General features: G+C 34.9%; 2 protein-coding genes. One reads left to right on the top strand and one right to left on the bottom strand.

Annotation, left to right across the window (positions count from 1 at the left end):
• Nucleotides 1-75 precede the first annotated feature (75 nt).
• Entirely contained in the window at nt 76-3042 is a 2967-nt protein-coding gene (locus tag CHRY9293_RS18235) for a Tn3 family transposase (RefSeq protein ID WP_162034282.1), read from the bottom strand.
• Between the two features lie 174 nt (nt 3043-3216).
• Here CHRY9293_RS18235 and CHRY9293_RS18230 point away from each other — a divergent pair, with 174 nt between their 5' ends.
• Entirely contained in the window at nt 3217-3819 is a 603-nt protein-coding gene (locus CHRY9293_RS18230) for a recombinase family protein (protein WP_162034281.1), read from the top strand.
• Nucleotides 3820-3988 lie beyond the last annotated feature (169 nt).

Below are 3988 nucleotides of genomic sequence, written 5' to 3'. Positions count from 1 at the left end.
GAGGGGCGGCAAGGATTCCTGCGTTAAACAGCCATCTTTACTATAACATATTGAAAAACAAATTATTGAGATTTATTAAGTTACAGGGATATTAAATTCAATTTCTGGACCTTCTCTCTCCATGTCTAGGGAATAAGTTCCAAACCTATTGATATTTTCTCTTCGAAAAGGAGATGTGGCTCCCAGCGTTTCAGCATCTATTTGTAGACCTTCCTGCGAAAGTTCTCTAATTACATTAGTCATTGTAATGACATTGTAAAGAATAATCATATTCGCCACTAAGTGGTTGTACTTTATAACCTTTTGTTGTTCATGCCTGATATTTTCCGCAATAAGTCCATTATTTCCAAACATTACCCATTGTAGAAAATCATTAAATTCTTCACTTTTGCAGGTTGCTGAATGGATTGTCTCTCTCATTTGGGCTTCCGTAATATATTCCAGTAAAAATATAGTGCGTATCACGCGTCCTAGCTCGCGCAAAGCCAGGTAAAGTTTGTTTTTTCTTGAATAAGTTCCCAAACGCCTGAGAATAGTAGAAGCATTTACTTTACCTGATTTTATAGACAATGCAATACGCAAAATATCGGGAAGATTACTTTCAATAAGCTCCCATTTTATAGTGTCCTTAAATAAAGGATGGATATGCTTAAAGGATTGTTCTTTGTCTGCGCGATAAAATTTCAGATTTTTTATTCCTCGAATTCTGGGCATGAGTTTAATTCCCAACAAATGAGCTAAACCAAATACAGCCTCGCTTTGGGATTGAGTATCCCCGTGAACTGTATCGGGCTGGATATCTGCCATATTTTTTAATATTCCGTCAAGAATATATATAGCTTCATATACACCACAGGGAATGAAATGACTGAATAATGCAATATAAGTATCCGATAAATGATAATATCCTATACCGCCGGATCCCATATATCGCACATGATATTCACTTAGTAAATTCTGTTCATAAAGGTCCCATTTAGTTCCATCTACAGAAGCACTCTGCCCGGTTCCCCATATTTTGGGTAGAGAAAACTTATTATACGCATTAATAACTTTGACAATTGCTTCATCAATTTTGTCTTCAGTTGAGTGATGAAGATTTAACCAAGCAATTTGTTTACGGTTGATGCCTGTTATAGAACGTGAGGTTTGTGTAGGTCCTAAATTACATCCGTAACAAAAGAGTGTAATGATAAACCGGCGTTGATGATCCATTAGCTTGGTCTGATGCCCTGATAAAGGCTTAAAACCTTTACTTAAGCCTAGCCATTTCTCCATATGGCTTAATACATCCAGAATATTAGTTTCCATCATACGATCATCCATTGCTTTATTGATCTTGTCTAATAGTATCGGGATGGGTTTACTCTTTATACGTTGGATAGAAAGCTCTCCATTTTCAATTTTAACCTGATCGTTATCCGGAAACTGATCGTCTGCACGCCGCGCAGCGTCACTTAATTTTCTTTTGAGATTGACGATTAAATCAGGAATACTTGTATTGATTCCTATCTGTTTTCCATACTGATCAATTTGTAGTTCATATTCTTCCCAACTGATGAGCTGGTCTCTAAAATCGCTATATTTATCACTACTTTCTACCACTAAATCACCTGATTTCAATTCCTGGGCAATAGTAGTAAATAAGCAAAGTTCAAAATAATTTTTTTGTATCTCAATATTAGAAGTAATACGCGCTGAGCTTCCTGTTATTAGTTTCCACCATTTATCTGATATCCATGACAGGTTTAGATTACCTGTATCTAGTATCGGTTTTCTACTGCGTCGATTAAGCCTTACTAACGATAAAGCTTCGAGAAGAGTTTCATCCTGGGTCGTGGAAAGAAGCTTAAGATGGCTAATACAGTCAAAAAGTACCGAACGCTTATCTTGAAAAAGTGGCAACATAAAGGGAAGGTAATTATTGTTGGAATAAGCCAATTGTTGATCGCAACGTTTCTCAAGTTCCTTCGGATCTTCTTTAAAAGAATAAGATATAGCATCGAAACGTGCTGTCTTTGTTCCTGAGGTTTGATATGCCTTGATTATGTCCCGTAGGGCCATAATTAAATTCTCCGTATATTCGGTTTGTGAATTTTGATACTCTTTTAATGCATTTTGAGCGTTCTGAACTATTTTTTGGATAATCCGTATAAAAATATCAGTAATATCATCCAAAGATTTTTGTGTTTGTGACTGTATAAACAACGTTACTAATGTATACTTCTTATGCTCTGTAAGCTTATTCATATCAGAAATATTTAAAGCTCTGGCTTCTATTATAGAACGCTTTAACTTAGATTCCGACAAAGAAATATTCTGGGGTAAACAATCATTAAATCCCCTTAGCCAATGTAAATGCTGGACGAAGTTACGAACATTATTTAGAGTTGGCTTTTTAGGTTCCTTTTTAATAAGATCCCATAAGCTTTGAGAAGGATTACTTTCTAGATTAGAGGTTAGGATATTGTGAATCATTTTCTTGGAAGGATCAGATAAGGACATGTAAATACTTTCATATATAAATCTGTTTGCTCCTACTCTTGCGGCCTTAGCCTCTCTTAAGAACGTACTGTATGAGGGGAGCTCATAACGAACATTGGTCATTGTTTCTAAACCTATATTGATAATGTCCGAAACTTCCTCTTTAGTTTTAGCAGCTTCCTGCATACCTAATTTAAGGAAATTAAGGGTATGACGATTAATAGGTGTTATCCCCAGGTAATCACGTATAATTTTCAGGTGCCTTTGCCTTGCACCTGAAGTATCATATGTATCCAGCTTTTCTGTTTTAAATTTGGATTCAAGGCACTCCATAATATGATTTACTATTTTTTCCGGAACATCACTTACCAATACAAAATATCCCAGACGTTGAAATGTTTTAAGTAATATCATAAAGCCCAGCCGGGCAATAGGCCTTTGGGAATAGCTATTCATTAATTCCATTTCTTCTTCACTGGGTGTATAAACTGTTACTAAATCTTCAACTGAAGGGTTAGACTTTAATCTTGGGTAAGCGGTTTGATAAATAGCAGCCATAATTTAAAATTTTTAGTCCAATTAAACCCACGTTTGATTAGACTCTAATACGATTAAGAATCTTAAAAGTTTTATAATGATAAGGTAATAAAAATGGTCAGATAAATTAGTATATTATTCTAAGTATAATTATTTTTGGAAAAAGTTGATTTAACATATACTTAAAATAGCACAATGAAAATAGGATACGCAAGGGTTTCTACCCAGGATCAAAATTTTGAGCTTCAGGAGGATGCTCTAAATAAATCTGGGTGTGAAATTATTTATAAAGAAATTGTTTCTGGAACTAAAGCTGACAGGCCTGAATTAAATAAGCTTATTGAACATATCAGAAAAGGAGATGTTGTAATAGTTTATAAACTGGATAGATTGGGAAGGTCTTTGAAACATCTTTTGGAAATGGTAGATTTTTTTAATAAAAAAGAAGTGGGACTTCAAAGTATAAGTGATAGTATTGACACCACTACACCACAAGGACGATTATTTTTCAATATTTCAGCCTCTTTTGCCGAATTTGAAAAGGATCTAATCAGGGAGAGAACCAGAGCAGGGTTAGAAGCTGCCAGAGCTAGAGGACGTAAAGGAGGCAGAAGGAGAGGAATGAGTAAGGAAGCTGAACAAAAAGCTATTTTAGTAGAAACCTATTATAGGGAGGGAAAAATGAGCGTTATGGAAATTGCTAAAGAAGTAGGGATCTCGAAAATGACTTTATATAAATATTTAAGGCATAGAAACGTACCTATCAGTGCTTATTCATATAAGAAAGAGATCAAGTAGCAGGGGGTATCTTATAAAGTTGTACTAATCTTGTTGAGGAGTAACTATTACAAAACAATATGGTATTAGAAGTTATAAAATTGATTTAATTTCCATAAACACAACTGGCTGTTATGTAATACATTATAGTAAAGATGGCTGTTTAACGCAGGAATCCTTGCCGCCCCTC

Origin of the sequence: Chryseobacterium potabilaquae (assembly GCF_902728265.1) — a bacterium.
Lineage (GTDB): Bacteria > Bacteroidota > Bacteroidia > Flavobacteriales > Weeksellaceae > Chryseobacterium > Chryseobacterium potabilaquae.
Note: the sequence above shows the minus strand (reverse complement) of the source record. Positions and strands in the feature narration are given on the sequence as shown.

Bases quoted from the DNA above. Each gene is read 5' to 3' on its own strand.
- CHRY9293_RS18235 (WP_162034282.1), bottom strand. From the start codon at position 3,042: ATGGCTGCTATTTATCAAACCGCTTACCCAAGATTAAAGTCTAACCCT.
- CHRY9293_RS18230 (WP_162034281.1), top strand. From the start codon at position 3,217: ATGAAAATAGGATACGCAAGGGTTTCTACCCAGGATCAAAATTTTGAG.